The sequence below is a fragment of the Marinoscillum furvescens DSM 4134 genome, from assembly GCF_003386095.1.
GTDB classification, from domain to species: Bacteria; Bacteroidota; Bacteroidia; order Cytophagales; family Cyclobacteriaceae; genus Marinoscillum; species Marinoscillum furvescens.
Genome location: NZ_QREG01000013.1, coordinates 134,967 through 153,717, shown reverse-complemented (window position 1 = coordinate 153,717; position 18,751 = coordinate 134,967). Strand labels below are relative to the sequence as shown.

General features: G+C 46.9%; 17 protein-coding genes. 6 read left to right on the top strand and 11 right to left on the bottom strand.

Annotated elements, in window-relative coordinates; translation table 11 throughout:
- Positions 1-5: 5 nt before the first annotated feature.
- Positions 6-1,340 carry an FAD-binding oxidoreductase gene (locus C7460_RS14370; protein ID WP_115868814.1) on the bottom strand — a complete coding sequence of 445 codons (1,335 nt, stop codon included), beginning with the start codon at positions 1,338-1,340 and terminating at the stop codon, positions 6-8.
- Positions 1,341-1,344: 4 nt separating this feature from the next.
- Positions 1,345-2,208, bottom strand: a complete 864-nt coding sequence (locus C7460_RS14365) for a decaprenyl-phosphate phosphoribosyltransferase (RefSeq protein ID WP_115868813.1) — start codon at positions 2,206-2,208, stop codon at positions 1,345-1,347.
- Between the two features lie 55 nt (positions 2,209-2,263).
- Between C7460_RS14365 and C7460_RS14360 the strand changes: the two genes are divergently transcribed.
- Positions 2,264-3,829, top strand: a complete 1,566-nt coding sequence (locus C7460_RS14360) for a hypothetical protein (RefSeq protein ID WP_115868812.1) — start codon at positions 2,264-2,266, stop codon at positions 3,827-3,829.
- A gap of 60 nt (positions 3,830-3,889) precedes the next feature.
- Here the strand turns inward: C7460_RS14360 and C7460_RS14355 are convergent, their stop codons facing one another.
- The 3 genes from C7460_RS14355 to C7460_RS14345 form a co-directional block, all read right to left on the bottom strand.
- A complete protein-coding gene (locus C7460_RS14355) occupies positions 3,890-4,570 on the bottom strand; it encodes a TolC family protein (RefSeq protein WP_115868811.1) in 681 nt (226 codons plus the stop codon).
- On the bottom strand, positions 4,567-6,039 hold the full coding sequence (locus C7460_RS14350) for an O-antigen ligase family protein (protein WP_115868810.1): 1,473 nt from the start codon (positions 6,037-6,039) through the stop codon (positions 4,567-4,569). The genes C7460_RS14355 and C7460_RS14350 overlap by 4 nt, the downstream gene beginning before the upstream one ends.
- 63 nt (positions 6,040-6,102) lie before the next feature.
- A complete protein-coding gene (locus C7460_RS14345) occupies positions 6,103-7,371 on the bottom strand; it encodes a glycosyltransferase (RefSeq protein ID WP_115868809.1) in 1,269 nt (422 codons plus the stop codon).
- 232 nt (positions 7,372-7,603) lie between these two features.
- Here C7460_RS14345 and C7460_RS14340 point away from each other — a divergent pair, with 232 nt between their 5' ends.
- On the top strand, positions 7,604-8,764 hold the full coding sequence (locus C7460_RS14340) for a polysaccharide pyruvyl transferase family protein (protein WP_170148022.1): 1,161 nt from the start codon (positions 7,604-7,606) through the stop codon (positions 8,762-8,764).
- Positions 8,765-8,775: 11 nt separating this feature from the next.
- On the opposite strand, the gene C7460_RS24080 is transcribed toward C7460_RS14340, so the two are convergent.
- The 3 genes from C7460_RS24080 to C7460_RS14330 form a co-directional block, all read right to left on the bottom strand.
- On the bottom strand, positions 8,776-8,943 hold the full coding sequence (locus tag C7460_RS24080; RefSeq protein ID WP_221409531.1) for a hypothetical protein: 168 nt from the start codon (positions 8,941-8,943) through the stop codon (positions 8,776-8,778).
- A gap of 83 nt (positions 8,944-9,026) precedes the next feature.
- On the bottom strand, positions 9,027-10,913 hold the full coding sequence (locus C7460_RS14335; protein WP_115868807.1) for an ABC-F family ATP-binding cassette domain-containing protein: 1,887 nt from the start codon (positions 10,911-10,913) through the stop codon (positions 9,027-9,029).
- A 79-nt stretch (positions 10,914-10,992) separates the two neighbouring features.
- Positions 10,993-11,841, bottom strand: a complete 849-nt coding sequence (locus C7460_RS14330) for a DUF6503 family protein (protein WP_115868806.1) — start codon at positions 11,839-11,841, stop codon at positions 10,993-10,995.
- A gap of 141 nt (positions 11,842-11,982) precedes the next feature.
- On the opposite strand from C7460_RS14330, the gene C7460_RS14325 reads away from it, so the two are divergent.
- The 3 genes from C7460_RS14325 to msrA all read left to right on the top strand — a co-directional run bounded on the left by C7460_RS14325 (position 11,983) and on the right by msrA (position 15,056).
- Positions 11,983-13,767 carry a M61 family metallopeptidase gene (locus C7460_RS14325; protein WP_115868834.1) on the top strand — a complete coding sequence of 595 codons (1,785 nt, stop codon included), beginning with the start codon at positions 11,983-11,985 and terminating at the stop codon, positions 13,765-13,767.
- Between the two features lie 60 nt (positions 13,768-13,827).
- The gene (locus C7460_RS14320) at positions 13,828-14,160 is read left to right on the top strand and encodes an ArsR/SmtB family transcription factor (protein WP_115868805.1); all 333 of its coding nucleotides are present in this window, start codon (positions 13,828-13,830) and stop codon (positions 14,158-14,160) included.
- Positions 14,161-14,435: 275 nt separating this feature from the next.
- On the top strand, positions 14,436-15,056 hold the full coding sequence (gene msrA, locus C7460_RS14315) for a peptide-methionine (S)-S-oxide reductase MsrA (protein WP_115868804.1): 621 nt from the start codon (positions 14,436-14,438) through the stop codon (positions 15,054-15,056).
- Here the strand turns inward: msrA and C7460_RS14310 are convergent.
- The gene (locus C7460_RS14310) at positions 15,053-15,301 is read right to left on the bottom strand and encodes a DUF7218 family protein (protein ID WP_115868803.1); all 249 of its coding nucleotides are present in this window, start codon (positions 15,299-15,301) and stop codon (positions 15,053-15,055) included. The two genes, msrA and C7460_RS14310, sit on opposite strands and share 4 nt — an antisense overlap.
- Positions 15,302-15,765: 464 nt before the next feature.
- On the opposite strand from C7460_RS14310, the gene C7460_RS14305 reads away from it, so the two are divergent.
- The gene (locus C7460_RS14305; RefSeq protein WP_115868802.1) at positions 15,766-16,179 is read left to right on the top strand and encodes a Dabb family protein; all 414 of its coding nucleotides are present in this window, start codon (positions 15,766-15,768) and stop codon (positions 16,177-16,179) included.
- On the opposite strand, the gene C7460_RS14300 is transcribed toward C7460_RS14305, so the two are convergent.
- Both C7460_RS14300 and C7460_RS14295 read right to left on the bottom strand, forming a co-directional pair.
- Positions 16,176-17,372 carry a GAF domain-containing protein gene (locus C7460_RS14300; RefSeq protein ID WP_115868801.1) on the bottom strand — a complete coding sequence of 399 codons (1,197 nt, stop codon included), beginning with the start codon at positions 17,370-17,372 and terminating at the stop codon, positions 16,176-16,178. The two genes, C7460_RS14305 and C7460_RS14300, sit on opposite strands and share 4 nt — an antisense overlap.
- 212 nt (positions 17,373-17,584) lie before the next feature.
- Positions 17,585-18,664 (bottom strand): formylglycine-generating enzyme family protein, encoded by a 1,080-nt coding sequence (locus tag C7460_RS14295; RefSeq protein ID WP_115868800.1) that lies wholly within the window; start codon positions 18,662-18,664, stop codon positions 17,585-17,587.
- Positions 18,665-18,751: the final 87 nt, after the last annotated feature.

The following is an 18,751-nucleotide window of genomic DNA, read 5'->3' as shown; positions in this document are numbered from 1 at the left end:
CTTTATTAAAGTTCAAGCCTGCGCGAAAGCAGGGATTCGAATTTTTTAAATGCTCCGGTCAACTTGCGTATGCTCCTAAACTTATCGATACGCGGGTACCCCTGCTGCAGCACATGACGCTTGCTCCGAGCGTCCTTGGCCAGGTAAATTCTACCTCCATGGGCCACTACAAGCTCATCTAGCTCATCTAGCAAAGCAAAAAGCCTCGAGCTCATGGGTATGTCCAGCGCAAGTGTATAGCCAGGCATAGGGAAAGAAACCGGGGAGCTTTCTGGGCCCATTAGCTTGAGTACTGCCAAAAAGGAAGCGGCGCCATGCTTGCAAATTCGCTCCAAAACAGCATCCAACGCCTGCTCTCCCCCATCAAAAGGCAACACAAACTGGTATTGCAAAAAGCCTTTCCGCCCATACATTCTGTTCCAGTCTTTTATTCCATCCAGAGGATAAAAAAACGTATCGTAGTGTACCTGAAAATCCTTTTTACTCCATCGGTATTTGGCATAAAAATATGCGTTGAATAGCTGCACTGCAGGCCGACTGAGGGCAAAATGTGGAAAATGAAAAGGAATCTTCCATCCAGCTGCCTGATGAACCGTCAAAGGCTCTTTTTGATGCTTTTCGGCCAAATCCCTTCTGGTGCTATGCTCCCCGAGCATCACTACACCTCTACCCCGGTGCTTACCTCGCGCCAGACAGTCTATCCAGGCCACGGAGTAGGTAGCGTCACCATTGGCCCTGAGCAGCTCCAGTAGTCTCTTCAGGTTAGGAGCTACTATATTGCGTTGGTTGATATAAGAAGTCTCTATTTTCTTGAGCTGCAGAGTGACATCCAATATCACGCCTGTGAGCCCCATACCTCCGCAAGTATGCATAAAAACATCTCTGCTTTCTGTAGCGCTACAGTGCATCAAGACGCCATCGCCTGTCATGAGCCTGATCCGACGAATAAAGTTGGCTATACTCCCTTCTGCATGGTGGTTTTTGCCATGCACATCAGCAGCCACAGCGCCCCCAAGGGTCACATTTTTGGTACCAGGGGTTACAGGCAAAAACCAACCCTTCGGCACAATCACCTCCAAAATATCACGTAGTGTAACTCCACTTTCGGCACGCAAGACACCTGTGTAGGGGTCAAAAGAAAGGATTTTATTGAAATAATGTGTGCTGAGCACATGTTCACCCAGCGAAGCATCACCATACGACAAGCCAGCACCGCGTGCTATGACTTTTGGCGACTCCCGCAGGAGCTTTTGCAACTCCCCTGAGGTACGGAAAGAGTAAACGGTGCTTTCCACTTCAGGAAAATTGTTCCAGTTTTTTACCGACTGTACTTTGGCCATAGGCTTATAGATAAAGGGTGATGAAAAATGCCAGCACCCAGCCTGCCACCGTAAACTGAATGATTTTATCCGTCAGAAAGATGCGTGTAGGCGATCCACTTTTGCCGGTAACGAGTGTGATCTGCAGATACCTTAGTATCCCACCAAAAACGAATACCGAAGTGATGTAGAGGTAATTTTCACCTATCCTGTCTCTGACGTTTTCACTAAACGTATACATCAGATATGAAACCATGATCACTCCAGCGATTAGCGAAAGGCAGGTATTGATAAAATCCAGCGTATAATACCTGCACGACTTACGGCGTTTTTTGCCTATCTCTTTTTCGAGTATCAGGTCATGCCTTCGTTTGGAAAAGGTAAGTAGCAAGGCCAGCAGAAAGACCATAATAATCAGCCATTGGGAAATAAAGATATCACCCAACACTCCTCCTGCCACTACTCGGATGAGAAATCCTGATGACACCAAAAACACATCCACTAGCGACACGTGCTTTAGACCAAAGGAATAGCCAATATTGACCAACAGGTAAAGCAACACAGTGAAGCAAAAACCGGGTTTGAGCATATATGCCCAAAACAATCCTCCAGCACCGAACACTAACATTACTCCTATGGCCGTGGCTACCGGTACTTTGCCAGAAGCTATGGGGCGATTTTTCTTCTGAGGGTGTTTGCGATCTTCGCGAAGGTCTTTGAGGTCATTGAGTATGTAAACAGCAGATGCCACCAAACAGAAGCTGAAAAAACCTTTGATCATCAGCCATACCAACGCTTCATCCAGAATATTTCCTGAAAAGAAAAGTGGTACAAACAAAAACAGGTTTTTCACCCAGTGGTGCATCCTTATAAGGAAAATGTAACGCATGCGAATGGTTTAAATCCATACATTTGAATCATTACAAAAATTGAGATTTTTCTGCATGAAGGACCGATTTAACTACTTACAATCCAATTACATAGCACTCATCGACCTGATGATTTGCTTACCTTTTCTGATCGTACCGCTAATGCTGGATGTACCCTACAGGGTGAACATCTTCCTGTCATGGGAAGGCGCCTACCGACTCCTCTTGGGACAGTTTCCTTTTGTGGATTTCGGATTGCCTTTGGGCTTTGGCTACTGGCTGATTCCGGCTTTGTTTTTTAAGCTCTTCGGACCGGAGCTGATTACGCTCATCAAAGCGCAGGTTTTTATCAATGCCCTGAGCCTGCTGGCAGTACGCGGTATCCTGTACCAACTGCGCATTAAACCTCTGCTCGTATCTCTGGCGCTCATTGTCTTTTGTCTCACCTATGTGATTTTCAATTTTTGGCCCTGGTACAATCATTCAGTTATTGTATTTGAGCTTATCGCCCTATACTTCATCGTGCGGAGTGCTACTTCGGGTAGCTACCACCTCGCAGCCCTGATTGCTGCTTCGCTATTTGCCTTTTTGGCCTTTTTCACCAAACAGGATGCCGGAGCCATTGCTTTTGTGATCGGAGCAATCGTACTGTTATACCAGGGAATTTCCCATGGTGGCGCGGTACCACTTCTCACCTACATCATTTCTTTTATGGTGATAGCCACCATCACGATTGTTCCACTTATTCCGCATGATTTTCTGTACTGGTTTAACTATGGCCAACCTCCGCACAACCCAAGAATCGGCCTAATTCCTATTTTAGACGTGGTTTTTAGTGCTCGCGCCATTTGGGAAAAAACCTACCTGCTACTCATAGGCGCCTGTTTGCTCGCATTACCAGCGACTCAGCGCAATCAAATGCTCAAAGACCGTCATGTAGTCATTCAACTCATCATCACAGTGGCACTCATCGGGCAGGCCATGATCACACGTGTGAGCAGTCCACTGCCCACCAATCACATGACTTACTTTCATGCTTTTGGAGTAGTGATGCTCTGCAGGTTAGCACCTGCAATATATCTCCGCACTCAGCGATGGACAGGATTTATCCCTGCGGCTCTGATGGTCACGCTCTTGTTTTCTGGAGGTTACTGGAAATACATGAAAGGCATTCTAGGCCTCACCGCCTCTAAACATGACAGCAACATCCCACGCCGTGCAGAGCCATGGAAAACCACCGATGTAACGGGCTTCAAAAACGTGAAAATGCCGTCAGAAACTGTGCAAGGCATCCAACAACTGCTAGCCTCACCATTGGCGGGCAAAGAAGACCTCAAAGTGCTTAACATGACAGAGCTTACTCCTTTGGCGCTAGAGCTCAACTACACCCCTCCCACTAATCAGCCGTTGTGGTATCACCTCAACGTGGGCATATTTCAGAAAGAGATAGATGAACTCTCCCGGCGTGTGCGTGAAGGACACTATGACCTGGTACTCTTTCAAGACATTCCTGGCCTTATTCACTTCTTCCCATATGATGTACAAGCTACTCTCAAAGAACATTATGAGCTAAAGCAGCGATTTCTGGCACCGAGAAAGCTAGAAAACAGCTACATAGAAGTCTATAGTCAGGAGCCATAAAAAAGCCACTGTACGCACAATGCGCAAGTGGCCTGGTAAAACAACGAGGGAAATTATTGACTATTGAATGCTTTCCAGCTCAGTGCCAAGCAGCTCTTCCAGGCTGGCTTTGGCACTACGCAGCGTCGCTTCTGCCTGATAGTAGGTGATCTTACGCGCATTGTATGCCTCACGTGCCACCGAGTAGTCTTGAAAAGATATCTCACCTGCTGTAAACTGATCTTCCTTGGCCTTGAAAGTGTTTTCCATATCCATCAGCACTTCCTCCTGCAGTCGAAAGATCTTTACTTCTTTCACATAGGAATGGTACCTGCGTAGCACTTCTGCTTCTAGTGTCTTGCGCTGATCCTGAACCACGGCCTGTGCCACCTCCACTTGTTCCTTTCGCTTTTTTGTGGTCACAGGTATGGTAAAAAACATTCCCAGGGTAATACTGCCACGTACATTGTATCTGGGCAAGAACTGTGACCTGTTGTAGACATCCTGCTCCGGGTCAATATTAAACTCATTGAGGTTACCCGAAACCTGCACAGTATTGAGCCACTCGAGATTAGACAGTTTCACATCATACTCAGCTATTTCCAGCTGACTCTGAGCCATGTCGTATTTCGGGTTGTTTTGCAGTGCTACACGTACCAGCCGTTGTGCAAAGGCTTCGTCATACTCCTGAAACCCCTTAGCTACCTGCCCGAGAGCTACGGTATAGCTGATCAACATCAGCGTGCTTATCAGTATTCTCATGCTTCTAATTCACTTTTTGATTGTACAATTGATTGGGATGAGCTGGATGTAGTGCCATTACGACGGTCCAACTCTCGCGCCTGCGCCAAAATGGCCAGTGCTGCCATTACCAGCAAATCCACTGGTTTGGCAAACAGAGCGTTTTGTGCATAGTGTGCCACAGTAGCAGCAAAAAAGGGCACCAGCACAGTTAGTACTATTGTTTTTACTTCTGGGTCTTTTACCTGGAAAAACCGATCTACCCCTACGGCTGTAACCACAAACACAAACCCCATGAGCAGCACCAAACCGATCCACCCAGACTCCATGGCGGTCTCCAGGTAGCCACTGTCCGGATCAAAACCGGCAAAAGGATGCCCCGGAGCATAGCTAAGTCCAAAAAACGCTGTGGTATAAACACCCCCACCAAAAGGATGCGATCGTACAAACGGTTGATAACGAATCCGCTTGTCATCGCGCACACCCATAGAGGCATCTTCAGAGGGCATAAATGCTGACCGTATGCGGTTGACCTGCCAGCCATGAAAGGGTCCAAAGAAAATCACTGCAGCCACCACTCCTATGCTTACAAGCATCATCATCGATCGGGCCGATCGCATCGTAAGCACGATATAAAACAGCATACCTACAGCGATCATGGCATAGCCGGTGCGTGTCCCAGAAAAGCTCAACCCTACCAATATCACCAGTGCCATGAGTCCATACCAAAAGCGTGTTTTGCCGGAAGACCGGATAGCTAAGACCATGCATGCCAGAGCACTAAAAGCAGTAAATATCCCGTATGCGGAGGGATCTGAGAGGAATGAAAAGTTGCGCAGCTCCCCCCATACCAAATAAATACTTACCCGGTCAGGGTCAGCATAGATCCAGCGTAGCTCTGCCTCCGAGAGACCAAAAACTTCCTGATGTATGCCGTATAATGCCACAATTACCGCCATGGACAACCAGATTTTCATGAAATAGCGCAGATGCTTTTTGTGCAGTGATACCTGTAGAAATAGCAGGTAAAGGATAAACAGAACATTGCGCCGCAGCGAAACCAACCAGGCAAGTTTCGTCCCCATAGGATTAAAGACCTGTATCAGGTGGTATCCAATCATCAACAAAAACATGATCGTGATAGGGTTAAAGAAATTGGACCAGTCGAGTTTTTCTTTATTGGTAAGCAGCATGGCGCCAAACATGACCATCACTAAGAAGTCATACACCACCCCAAACGGAAAGTCCGTTTGAAAGGTCCGCTGAATGTAAAACATGAAAATGCTAATGAAAAACAGCACCGCTAGCCCCCACTGGTAGCGATATACGATGAGTATCACCGCTGTAGCTCCTATCAATGCGGCCGGCAAAAGCATGCCTTTGGCCACAGGTATAAATACCGAAAAATAGGCAATGGCTACAGCCCCGGCTACCAACAGCACCAAAAGTGCCAGCTGCGCAGGTTTGTGTAGGTGTCTAATGGCTTGCATATCAACGGAGAAATACGATTTTCAAGAAAATGAGCAGATACACTCCCATGAGCAGCATTTTGATCAGCAATCGGACAAGTTGCGCGTCGGATTGCTTGCGTCTGTCTGTATAGGATTCGGTGTATTTTGCCATGAGCGTTGTTTTGTTAGTACTTTTAAAAATTTACTTGCCCGGTCTTCCCAGCTATTCGAAGCGGCAAATTCCATCCGCATTTCCTGCTTGTAGTCATCATCCATGATGATGGACTGGCGGACTTCACGGATAAATGCTTCGTGAGAATCTGCCACGCTTACCACGCCACCAAACCCCTTGATTTCCTCCGAGAAAGGGGTGGTCACCACTGGCTTGCCAGCAGACAGGTATTCGTTTACTTTGAGCGGATAAATACTTCTGGTGAGCGTATTGCATAAGAATGGAATGATGGCACAGTGAGAATGCTGCAAATAAGCAGGCAGTTGCTCCAACTTTTTCTTTCCGGTAAAAACGACATTGGCATGCTTATGCAACCGGTGCTGCCTGTAGGCGTCACTACTGATGGGACCCACCATTAGTAAAATGTGATTGGTCAGTCGCTCGGCGATTTTTACGAGCAGTTGATAGTCCAGGCGGTGGCAGATATTGCCACAGTAGACCACTACTTTCTTATCTTTTGGAAGCTTCGAAAGCTCAGGGGGCACCGAAAGGGTTTCGTTCATAGCACGCTGAAAGAGCCTAACATCTGCAGCATTTGGAATGACTTCTACCTGATCATTTTGATCGGACTTGAGCCTGGCCAACTCTCCAGAGGTAGTTACTACCAGATCGGCCTTTTGGGCAGCTACTTTCTCTTCTCGCGTGCCATGTTTAGCCACATAGGGCGACTTGCTGATGTCGTCTACACAGTGATAAATGCTCGGACGTGGCCAAAAATCATCAGGAAAATGATTTCCATACAGAGGGTTGAAACTGTTGATATAAGCGAAATCTCGCAGCTGAAACTTATTGATAGTTTTACTAATGACGTGGAATACAATCTTGTCATTGATGCGAGCCAACGCATGAAAGAGCTTGCCTTTTGGGAGCCAATTGATGGACCAGGTCATGCGTGGAGTGACTACCACAAAGTTGGGAATACCGGGTATGGGGCGTGAAAAAGAATTCCAGCCAAATAGCAGAGCAGGTAGTCTCCTCCAAATTTGGCGAGTGCCTAGCCCTAGCAACACATCCTTTATAGTAAAAGGATTGTCCAGATAAAACACCCTGTGTTCCCGGGCAAAAACCTTGGCTAGGGAGAGAATGGTAGAAGAGTATTTACCGTCCCAACGGGACAGAGCAAGTATCATTATATCCATGACTTAAAGCTAGCCATTGCCTGGAGGGGCACAGGGTATCTGTGGCTTACAAAACCCTTACAGATTTCAGCAAAATCCTTACCTCCCCATCCTTCTACACAAGCTGGTTATCAAGGCATTACAATCACTTACAATCCCCTTACGAAATCACCAAAAATGCAAGTTACCTGTACCTAAGCCTTACCTTTCTGCATTGAGTTTAGGTATGACACAAACAAAACGCAATCGATCCATGAATGCACCGAAAGTAGGAATCATGACTTTTTGGGAGACCAATGAAAACTATGGACAGCTGGCACAAGCGTGCGCCCTTCAGATTTTTCTGGAAGAGCACGGATTTGATCCATTTCTCATCAAGTATGACAAGTCCAGAGCTGTAAAAGCTCAGAAGCCCGGGTGGCTGGAACAGACTTTTCGAAAAGACTGGACCAAGCTACTGGATCCTGAAAAGGTATTAGACAAAGTGAAGTCCTTCACCGAGGAAGCAGCACCCGCCCCTGATCGTCACTTCGATGACTTCAAAGCTGACTTTATAAAATTTCACCACAAGCTATACAGCTCTCCTGAAGAACTCAGGAACGACCCGCCCGAAGCAGACATTTACATAACGGGAAGTGACCAGGTATGGAACCACCTCTATACTGGTGATCCTGCGCCCTTCTTACTTCAGTTTGGAGCTGATGACACGCTTCGTGTAGCGTTTTCGGCAAGCTTTGGCCATAAGTCACTCCCTACGCACACACAACGGGTGTATCAAAACTACCTGAGATCATTTGATGCGGTGAGTGTGAGAGAAAAAAGCGGTGTAGACCTTTGCCAGGCACTCGGATATGAGGGTGCTGTACTTTTGCCAGACCCCACGTTGCTGATCGCACGAGACCGATGGGAACAATACAAGAAACCCGTAGACGCACTCAATGATAACACCAAAAAACGGGTGCTGATCTACACCATTGGCAATAGGTCTGAAGAGATCAAAGCTCAAATACTAAACTACATGGAAGCATATCCTGATGCGGAAATTACGCACGTATCTATTAATAAAGATCGAACAGGAAACTGCCACCCCACCGTACCTCAATGGCTGGAGCTATATCACAAAGCCGATCTGGTGATCACGAATAGCTACCACGGCATGCTGTTTAGCATTATATTCAATAATAAATTTATCGTGCTCCCCAGCGGTGGTGATAAAAAAGGCATGAACGAAAGGCTATATACCACTCTGGAAAAAGTAGAACTTGAAGATAGATTGCTTACTCGTTTTGTACCCGAACGAGTGGAACAACTCATTCAGCAGCCAGTAGATTGGCAGGGAGTAAACGAACAAGTAAAAGATTGGAGCCGTCAGGCAGATGTTTTCATCGAGCGCTTACCTGTACCAGCACATTAGTGCTGGTACCGCTAAGTGCGGGCTACAAACAGGTAGAGCGGCATAGTAGCAATGCTAGCAAAGCCAATCCCCACCAGGTCGCCAGACAGACCGTTTAACTCGACCAGCCCTAACCAAAGCAAAAACACCGAAAAAAGTAATCTTAGTATACGATCTATTTTGTCAACGTGATGTCTCATTAAAAACGAAAATGGCAGTGAAAGTGATATCAACAAATGAATCAATTAACAATAATAACTATTCATTGAAAATTATCCAATAATTAAGCCCGTTCACTGAGTTCAAGCCATCTCATCTCTTTTTCTTCGAGTGTTGCTTTTACCGTATCCAGGTCTTTAGCAAGCTGCTGTAACTCCTCAAAATCCGTTTTTTGATTCATCTCCTGCTCTATAGCAGTTTTACGCTCTTCCAGTTTGGCAATCTCGCCTTCCAGCCCATCAAACTCCCGCTGCTCATTGTAGCTTAATTTCTTTTTTGATTCTTTTGGAGCCTCGGTGCTTTGGGCTGACTGTTCTTTCTCCTTAGGTTTGGTCTCAGGTTTTTGCTGCATGGCTGAGGGCATCAGGCCAGAAGCTCGCAAGTCGGTATAGTTGCCGGGAAAATCCCGCACTTTACCACTTCCCTCAAATACAAAAAGATGGTCTGTAAGGCGGTCCATAAAATACCTGTCGTGCGAAACAATCATGAGGCAGCCTTCAAAATTTTCGAGGTACTCCTCCAAAACATTGAGTGTCATCAGGTCCAGGTCATTGGTAGGCTCATCCAGTATCAGAAAGTTGGGGTTTTCCATCAGCACACGCAGTAGCTGCAATCTGCGTCGTTCTCCACCACTGAGCTTCCCCACCACATTGAACTGCATCTTTGGCGGAAACAAAAACTGATTGAGCAGCTGCGAGGCAGTTATCACAGAGCCATCGGACAGCTTGATCACTTCGGCTACTTCCTGCACCACATCCAGCACCCGCATATTAGGATCAAACTGCTGCTCCTCCTGTGTATAAAAGCCAAACTTAGTGGTCTGCCCCACTTCACGTTTGCCGGTATCTGGGGAGATTTCTCCAGTAAGAATATGAAGGAAAGTAGATTTCCCAACGCCATTAGGACCTACGATGCCTACGCGCTCTTTACGCTGAAAAGTATGGTTGAAGTGCTCCAGAATCTTCAGGTCATCAAACCGTTTGGAGACTTGCTCCATGATGAGGATCTTCTTACCCTGGCGTTCGCCTGTTAGGTTCACCTCCATCTCCTGACGGTTTACATTTTTGGAGGCCGTTTCTTTGGTTTCATAAAATGCATCCACCCGGTACTTGGCCTTGGTGCCCCGAGCTTTGGGCTGTCGGCGCATCCAGTCGAGCTCTTTGCGAAGTAAGTTTCGGGCTTTGTCCACCGTGGCAGCATCCTGTGCCTCGCGTTCGGCTTTCTTCTCCAAAAAGTTTTGGTAGTTGCCTTTATATCTAAAAAGCTCCCCTTGATCAATTTCCAATATTTCATTGGTGACTCGGTCCAGAAAATACCTGTCGTGCGTCACCATGAGGAGTGTCATATTGGCTGTAGCCAAATAGTTTTCCAACCATTCGATCACTTCCAGGTCCAGGTGGTTCGTGGGCTCATCCAGTATGAGAAAGTCTGGATTGACTATCAGAGCTCGAGCCAGGGCCACACGTTTCCGCTGCCCGCCAGAGAGCTCCCCCATCTTCTGATCGAGCCGGTGGATGCCCAGCTCACCGAGGAGCTGCTTTACCTGACTTTCATAGTCCCAGGCACTGAGCTGATCCATCTTGTCGATAAGAGACGTAAGGTCCGGAGCATTTTCCGGGTCTACAGTAGCCTGATGAAGCGCGAGCTCATAGTCACGGATCACATTGAGCTCGTCTATATCTTCAGCAAAAACGGCCTGCACCACATTGTCAGCGTCATCAAAATCCGGATTTTGAGGCAGTATAGACACACGGATTCCTTTTCTAAAAGAAACTTCACCACGGTCCGGTGTTTCTAGTCCAGCAATGATCTTGAGCAATGTGGACTTACCACAGCCATTCACGCCTACCAGCGCTGCTTTTTGTCCCTGGTCCAACCCAAAGGTGAGCCCTTCAAAAAGCTGGCGCTCATCAAAACTCTTGGCTACATTCTCTACCGACAGATAATTCATAGCCGCAAAGGTAGAAGTACTGGCGAATAGTTGCCGGGAAAGTTTTACTTCCTCGGCACTTTATCCTCGCCTACCCATTTTACAATCCTTCATGAAGCCTCGCGCCGGCTGGTTTGGCAAATGCCTCCTCGCGATCTACTGACGGCTTAAACTGCACATCTTTCACATCGATGGTGGTGATATGCTCCCCTACACCGTCTTTCCACCAGTGGGTATCGTACCCGGTAGCCAGCCATATGCCATCCACCTCCTGTAGTCCTTTGAGGATCATGATTTTCTCTGGTGAGTGTCCCCCATTCGGGAAAAAACCTGGATAGGTCACGATGTATCTGAGTGCGCCCATCTTACTGGTCTGTTGATCTATGTAGATGATGTAAAAATCATCTGGCGCATCACCCGTACCCGAAGTATAGGTCACCTTCACCAGGTCGTAATTGCGGCCATTGAGCTGCTGCGGTTCCAGCTGTTCATATTGAGTACCTTCATCAGCCAGTACAAAAGGCAGCCCCACAAAGTAAAATGGTGTCATGGACCAAAAACGAGGGTTTACGGGCAGTTCTGCCGTGTCTGGAAACACCCAGGCGTCACGCCCATCCCAGCCATAGCGAACCTCTCGATTAGTGGCTAGCTCGTGTACCGAACGCGCTGACCACTGATCTACGAGCTGATAGCTGTTTCGCCGCGTTTTGTCATCCAAAGGCTGATAGTCAAAATGAAACCAAAGGGCACCGTTGGCAAACCATTTTTCCATTCCGCCATGGGCATTGATAGCGTCTAGCAGCCGACTGCCCGCTGCAGACTGCTGCATGCGCGTTTCACTATCGGCTACACGCTCTGCAATCCAGGACTGTGGGATCCAGCCAGTTTCATCTGGCTGTTGGCAAGAAAAAGACAAGATTATAAGTAAAACGATTAAGGTATTTTTCATTAGTTGCTGTGCTATATTTTCGGTGCAAAGTGAACACACAAAACGGAGATAAATCGCCATTAAGATACGTTTTCGCTACCAAAGTCTCTTCATTGACGTTTTTCATTGATTATCTTCGAGCCAGCAATCAAAACCCAAATTATGCGCATCCTTTATTTCATTTTTTCGTTGGTAGTTTGTTTTGGAGTTTCTGCTCAGGAGCCGATTCACTATGAACTGGACCTTACCAATATACAGCACCACGAGCTGGGCATAACGATTACCTTCCAACAGCTGGACCAGGACAACCTCACCCTCCAAATGCCCAATGCATCTCCTGGGAGGTATGCCTTGCACAACTTTGCCAAGAACGTATACGAAGAAGCAGCTTATGACCAAAATGGTAAAGAAATAAAGCTCAGGCGCCTGACGCCCTACAGCTGGGAGGTACCTGTACAGGACGGTTACGTAAGGTTTCGATATACGATCTTTGGCAACCACGCCGATGGTACCTACATGGGGGTAGACGCTCGCAAACTACACCTAAACATGCCCGCAACCTTTGTGTATGGAAAGGAGCTAAAAAACCGTGAGATCCAACTAAGCATACCTGGCATGCCTGACGGCTGGAGTGTGGCTACTCAGCTACAAATGCTTACAGACAGTTCCTTTAGCGCACCAGACTACTACTACTTCTATGATAGCCCAGTAATGGTCGGAGAAATTGACTGGCGCCGATGGGAAGTAGCTGGCCAGACCATAGAGATAGCCATGATGCATGAAGGCACCCCTGAGGAATTAGACAATTACACCGAGTGGGTAAAGAAGATCGTGGCAGAACAAAAACGAATTTATGGCTCTCTCCCGGATTTCGATTTTGGGCGCTATACCTTTTTGATTGCTTACAATCCATGGGCAGTAGGTGATGGAATGGAGCACCGCAACTCTACGATATGTACCAGTAGCGGAAGCCTGAAGGAAAACGAACACGACCTGATAGGCACAGTAGCTCATGAGTTTTTCCACGCATGGAACATAGAGCGTATCCGCCCCCAATCGCTAGAACCCTTTGATTTTGCGAATGCTAACATGTCTGAGGCGCTATGGTTTGGAGAAGGGTTTACCTCTTATTTTGATGACCTCACGCTGGTTCGTACCGGCATCATCACGCCTGAGGGCTACGTGAATGGACTTATCGGTGGACTCAACTATGTGCTCAACAGTCCAGCCAGAGCCTTCCGCTCACCAATGGAAATGAGCCACCAGGCCACCTTTGTAGATGCCGGCACCGCCAATGACGCCACCAACTACTCCAACAACTTTGTAAGCTACTATAGCTATGGCGCTGTAATAGGACTCGGCCTGGACCTGACGCTCCGCAGAGACTTTAACAAAACACTAGATGACTACATGCAGCGCATGTGGGAGCGCTTTGGCAAACCAGAGCAGCCCTACACTATGCAAGACTTACAGCAAGAACTGGCCGACTATACCAATAGTGAGTTTGCGGAAGAATTTTTCACCTCACAGATATACGGAAGTGAGCTGCCAGATTTTGAACAGCTCTTCGCTGACTTTGGCATCAAGCTTTCGCTAAAAAACCCCAATTCGGCATACTTTGCCAACCCGAAACTATCACGAGAGGGCGTGGTACAGTCTACTGTGCTGCGTGGCACGGCCTTTTATGATGCGGGTATCGAAAAAGGAGACCAAATAATAAGCGTGGATGGACGTGAGGTAACTAACACGGCGGACCTCAACCGAACGATTAACACATTACAAGTAGGTCAGACCTATACTATAGAGTATATACAGCTAGGGGAAATCAAAACCGGAAACTTTACCGCCAGACAAGACCCCCGGATCACCTTGTCATTTTTACCTGAAGAACAGCTAAAAAAACGTGTAATTAAGCGTCGTGCGGAGTGGTTGCGAATCAACAACTAAATCACGTTATAACCTTTTAGGTATAAAAAGAGTACATTGTAATATTGCTATCTTACAACCATGGGTATCACCAAGTCAAATTTATTTACTGAAGAGCAAAATGAGTTTGCTCGGGTGGCCAAAGCACTGGCTCACCCAGCGCGTGTCGCGATCATCGACCACCTCATCAAACAAAACGCCTGTATCAATGGTGACCTGGTACAGGAACTGGGACTGGCACAGGCCACAATCAGCCAGCACCTGCGCGAACTCAAAGAAGTAGGTATTATTATGGGTACTATAGAAGGCACCAAAGTAAGCTACTGCATCAACCCTGAACGATGGAAAGCTATACAGCAGCTGTTTGAAGCTACCTTTAGTAGGTTTCAGGATGATGATGGTGTTTGTTGCTAGGTCGGATGCTGCTGCACCTAAAAAAGAAAAGCGCGACCTCCGAGTGGAAGCCACGCTAATCTATCACCGCCTAACCTAACCTATTATTCTTTTTTGTCTTTGGTGTGTCCAAATTGTTAATGTCATAACTAACTTTATGAGCATTTGGTTCACCAGACTATTATCTTTTTTTCTTATTATTGGTTCAGCAATTAATCAATTGATTATCAAGTTGCTGTACATCCCCTTAAACTCTTCTTCCGCCAAAAATGTTGTACTAGAAAGCAAAAATTTTTATGCGAATTTTCACTCTCTTTTTTCTATCCTTAATTTGTATCTCCTGTCAATCCAAAAGTGCAAGCACTCATGACCAGTCTACAGTGTCTCAATCACTGGATACAGCCACTTTTGCTGGGGGCTGCTTCTGGTGTGTAGAAGCGTCTTTCGAACAGCTGAGAGGCGTACAAGAAGCAGTATCTGGCTACGCTGGCGGAGACAAAGCTACTGCTGATTACAAACTGGTTAGCTCTGGCCGTACCCAACATGCCGAGACAGTTCAGATATATTTTGACCCGAAAGTGATCTCCTATGAGACGCTCCTGGAGGTTTTTTTTACGGCCCACGATCCTACCCAGCTCAACCGTCAGGGCCCCGATGTAGGCCCTCAGTACCGATCAGCCATCTTTTATCACAACAATCAACAGCAAAAAACTGCCGAGCAGGTAATGAAACGCATCGCTCCGGATTTTCCTAAGCCCATCGTCACGGAGCTTAATCCCTATCAGACTTTTTACAAAGCTGAGGACTACCATCAGGACTATGAGGCCAACCACCCTTTTGACCGCTATATCGTGAATGTATCTCGGCCTAAAATCGATAAGGTTCGGAAGAAATTTCCAGAATTGCTGAAAGACTAATGCTCACGTAAGGCATCGATCAGCTCCTGCTTGGTCATTTTGGACCTACCATCGATGCCTACTTTTTTTGCCTGCTCGTAGAGGTCTTCTACGCTTCGCTCTTCGTAGGTATCGGCCTTACCTCCTTTATGACCACTGTCTGGCGTATTGGCTATACGTGCAGCTTTTTCCTTACTCATTCCTCTGTCTCTCAAACCTTCGTATTGCTCGTCGTTTTTGATTTGCTTTCCGTGATCTTCTGCCATTGTTCCTTCATTTACATTTAAATGAACTACTTACAGGCAGGGCACATTGTTTGGTATTTGGTAAGCCGTAAGCATTTGGTAATGATTAGCTGATTGTGTGAAAGTCGAATGGAGGCTGCTCAATGCGAAACAAGGATTACTCAATGCTTAGCAAGGACTGCTAAATGTACAACAAAGACCGTTCAATGCTCAACAAGGACCACTCAATGCACAGCAAGGACCACTCAATGCTTAGCAAGGACCACTCAATGCACAACAAGGACTGCTCAATGTACAGCAAGGACCGCTAAATGCTCAACAAGGACCACTCAATGCTTAGCAAGGACTGCTCAATGTACAGCATGAACATTCTCGATGGTTGGCCATTGCTCTCAGTATCGAATGTTATTTCACTCCTGTTGCATCTGGCATAGCTCCTGACGATTACTTAACTTCCCTCTCCAATTTAAACGTCGATTTAAAGCATGATGCAAAAACGTAATTTTCTTAAACGATCACTGGCAGCTGTGGGCGCAGCAAGCTTGCTTCCCTGGAACGTGTCTGCAGCACCTAAAAAAGGTAAATCCATCATTGATGGACAGTTTGTTCATATGGTCTTTTTTTGGCTGAAGCCCGAAACGAATGTAAATGACTTTATAGCGTCCACCGAGGGCTTTCTCAAAAAAGTAAAAGAGGTAAGAAAGTACCATCTGGGCACCCCGGCAGGTACGCCCAGAGAAGTGGTAGACAACAGCTATACGGTAAGTCTGGTGGTAACCTTCGAGAGCAAAGCTGACCAGGACAGGTATCAGGAACATGAAGCTCATGTAGCCTATGTAGAGGCCAATAAAGACAAATGGGATACTGTGAAAATATTTGACAGCTGGGGGGCGCTTTAATCCCCCAGTTTTTCCTGAATAGCTGCAAATAAGAGACGAACGCCATGTTCCTCCAAATTAAAGGACACAGTAGGTTCTTCGTGTGTATGTGTATTGAGTTCGTCTACAAGCTTAGGCATGTCCATGTCTTTTAATCCATCAGCCTCTATGATCAGTGCAGCGTTGAGCCCAGAACGCTCGGCAGATATTTTAAGTTTGGAAGTAAGGCCTTCGTTTAATAGCCTGGCTGCTAGCTGAGACAGCACCATCGCTATCAACGAAGAGGCAAATGCTCTGGGTGTGGATATAAAAGGGTCATACTCAAACTCACCAAGGGACACTCCCCCACTCTGTCGGGTAATATGACGGGATAGCTCACGACCGGACTCTGCTACATGCAGGAGTGTGGAGGATTCTGCAGGCTTTAGTACGTCGGTGAGTGCATCCATGCTGTCCACCATATCTTCAAGGCTCGCCTCTATATTATACAATCCGTTTTGGCACCGCTCCAGTGCGAGTCGTGCTTTTTCCAGGTGATCTCTTACTTCCTCTTTGCTAGTGACTTTACCATAGAGCGCTGACTCTGCCATTCTGAGCAGCATACCGATTTCTGTGGTAGACATATAGCCTACAGAAAGACCTTCACGAATCGGAGGAACCCCATCATGAAGCTCATCCAATGCCGGACCAACAGCCGACTGAAGCATCCTGGCTCTAGAAGTCTTTTGTGTCTCATTGAGCTTTTTCAGACGATTGTCTACGAGTTCGGCCAGGTGTTCCAATGATTTTCGGTGTTGCTGTTCGAAAGCACGCGGCTTGGTATCCAACACACACAAAGATCCCACCACCTGATCGTTGGACTTGATGGGCATACCCATGTAGGATTTTATGCCATATTTTTGAATAAACTCCTGCGGAATCTCGTTGTTGCTATCTGTATCGCCTACCTCGAATGGTGCCTGGTGAGAGACTACAAACTGACATAAGGAGGCATCTTTAGAGGATCCCTTCACATTGATGAGGTCATCGGGCAAGCCATAATGAGCTTTGAAGAACTGCACATCCTCCATCACCAAAGAAACGAGCGCAATAGGCACACCAATCTTGCTTGCAGCCTCCTCTACAATTGCTTTGAGTTCTTCATCTTCAGCTTCGGCAAGTAGCTCACGGGTAAATCCCTGATGTTTAGCATGCCTAAACGATTCTTTTTTCATCTGATTACCAAAAAGATACAATGTTGTTGGGGTTGTGTTGGGAATAAGTACGTTATCCTAAGATAAGGCCTAAATCCCAATAATACAATCCCTCCAAAAGAACTTCAACTTTAGCTATGTTAGATAATGCTTACATTCTGCATGCAAAGCCTACACTAAAACGCGCAGGCTGCTGCACTCAATTACCTGAACGCTCAAGGTGTTTACATGATTCATTTGGACACCACACACCTAAAGCCGGTATGGTTAAACCCTGAGTCTTTGCTGGAACTCATCCTTCGAGACACACGATAACCGCTACAGTAGCTGTCATTGCATAGAAAAGACCCTCCTCTGATCACGTGCTTGGGTGTGTAGGGTTCACGCGGGTCATAATATTGAGCCGAACCTTTAGGGTTTACTACCGTGCCTTCAGCGGCATCTTCTGTGTAGGCTCTCACATCGTACTTGTCTAAGCACCACTCCCATACATTGCCGGCCATGTCATAGAGCCCGTATCCATTGGGAGGAAAAGATTTTACAGGTGCTGTGGTCTCATAGCCATCGAGCACATAGTTTTGATAGGGAAATTTACCCTGCCAAAAATTCGCCTTGTCGCTGGCATTTTCAACAGACTCATTGCCCCATGGGTATTTGCTATCGGTCTTACCCCCCATAGAGGCCCACTCCCATTCTGCTTCAGTAGGCAATCTTTTCCCGGCCCATTTGGCATAAGCTATGGCATCTTCCCAGGCTATATGCACCACAGGGTGGTCCATGCGGTCTGCTATGGTACTCTCAGGGCCTTCGGGGTGGCGCCAATCCGCCCCTATGGTCCATTCCCACCACTGGCTGTAGTCCTGAAGGTTTACCGGGCCATCCGTACCTTGAAACACCAATGACCCTGCCTGCAAGACAGAATCTGCCGGCTTGGGCGTACCCTCTGGCAGCTGGTTCTTGAGTTCTTCCCAATCAATGTCTTTTTCTGCTACTGTAACATAACCTGTAGCCTCTACAAACGCTGCAAACTGGGCGTTGGTCACTTCGGTTTCATCCATATAAAACGCACTGATTTTCACCTCATGCCGCGGAAACTCGTCTTCGTAAGCCTGATCCGACTTACCACCCATGGTGTAAGTGCCTGCAGGGATGAGTACCATTCCTTCAGTAGACACTTCAGGCTGTGAAGTAGGTACTTGTTCAGCTGTTGGTTGGGTTTCGGTAGGTTTTTCACTGGAAGCTGATTGCTTTTTTGGTTGGCATGCATTGAGCAAAAGCACAGCAAGCAAAAAGAAAAGGGTTGATTTTAGCATACGAAAAGTGATCGTGTTATGATTATCGTGCAATGGTAAGAATTTTTCAGGCAGTTACCCATCCTCTGTGAGGGAATGGATATGATT